The following is a 1,163-nucleotide window of genomic DNA, read 5'->3' as shown; positions in this document are numbered from 1 at the left end:
CCCGTTGTCTAAATGAAAGTGCAACACCCGTTAGATTGGAAATTGCCTAGAAAACCAGTCCGAAGGGATGTCGCACCTATGGGAGAAGTATATTCGCACCTGTCGGAAGAGGAACGCCAGGTCATCCAGATCGAGGTAGGCAACGGCGCCAGCATACGCGGGATCGGCGCGATGCTGGGCCGCAGCCCGTCCAGCATCAGCCGGGAGATCAAGCGCAACACATGGTTCCCGTCCAACGAGAACGAGTCGTACCGCCCGTACCGGCCGAGAAGACTGAAGGCGGGGCCATGGACCGGCCGCTACTACATAGCCGGGCCCGCGCAGCGCAAGGCCGACCGCAGGAGATCCAAGCCACGAAAGCCCTACCGGCTGTCGCACGACCGCCTGTGGGCGCAGGTGGCCGAATGGCTGGGCCGCGGCTGGTCGCCGCTGCTCATCAGCGGCAGGCTGCGCGTCCTGTGGCCGGACGATGCGCTCATGCGCGTGTGCCCGGAGACCATCTACCGATGGGTCTACTCCAGCAGGCCGCTTCGGGAACGCTGGGCGCGGTGCCTGCCGCGAGGGCACAGGCGGCGCCGCAGGCACGGCGGCAGGAGGACGTCGCGTTTCCCGATCCCCGGCCGAGTGCCCATCTCCGAACGCCCGCCGGAGGCCGACGGCAGGAGCGCGTTCGGCCATTGGGAGGCCGACAGCGTCATCGGAGTGGGATGCAACCTGCACACCGAGGTGGAGAGGAGGACCAGGTTCCTCATGGCCCGCGTCGTTCCGGACAAGACCGCCGGCGAGAGCGTCGGGGCGCAGCTGGACATGTTCTCGCCGCTGCCGGCCGGCGCGCGCGTCAGCGTCACGCACGACAACGGCACCGAGTTCGCCCACCACGAAAGGCTGCGCGACGGGCTGGGCATGGCCACGTACTTCGCCGACCCGTACTCCAGCTGGCAGCGGGGAAGCAACGAGAACCGCAACGGCATGATCCGCCGGTATCTGCCCAAACGCTGCGAGATACGGATGGACATGGCAAAGGAGGTCAGGGAGATCGTCGACGAGATCAACAACCGCCCCATGCGCGTGCTCGGCTACCGCACGCCCGCCGAGGCGTTCGCCGACGAACTGTTAGAATTACAGGACCAACAAGGGTGTTGTACTTCTAAATAGACATCGGG

Annotated in this window: 1 protein-coding gene; it reads left to right on the top strand. The window is 65.7% G+C overall.

Going from position 1 to position 1,163, the window contains the following annotated elements; genetic code table 11:
• Nucleotides 1-78: 78 nt before the first annotated feature.
• On the top strand, nt 79-1,155 hold the full coding sequence (locus tag NBH12_RS10800; protein WP_052792187.1) for an IS30 family transposase: 1,077 nt from the start codon (nt 79-81) through the stop codon (nt 1,153-1,155).
• Nucleotides 1,156-1,163 lie beyond the last annotated feature (8 nt).

Origin of the sequence: Bifidobacterium sp. M3-N-101, assembly GCF_023656805.1 — a bacterium.
GTDB lineage: Bacteria > Actinomycetota > Actinomycetes > Actinomycetales > Bifidobacteriaceae > Bifidobacterium > Bifidobacterium breve.
The sequence above is the reverse complement of the archived record's forward strand: the minus strand, read 5'-3'. Positions and strand labels throughout refer to the sequence as shown.

Bases quoted from the DNA above. Each gene is read 5' to 3' on its own strand.
- NBH12_RS10800 (WP_052792187.1), top strand. From the start codon at position 79: ATGGGAGAAGTATATTCGCACCTGTCGGAAGAGGAACGCCAGGTCATC.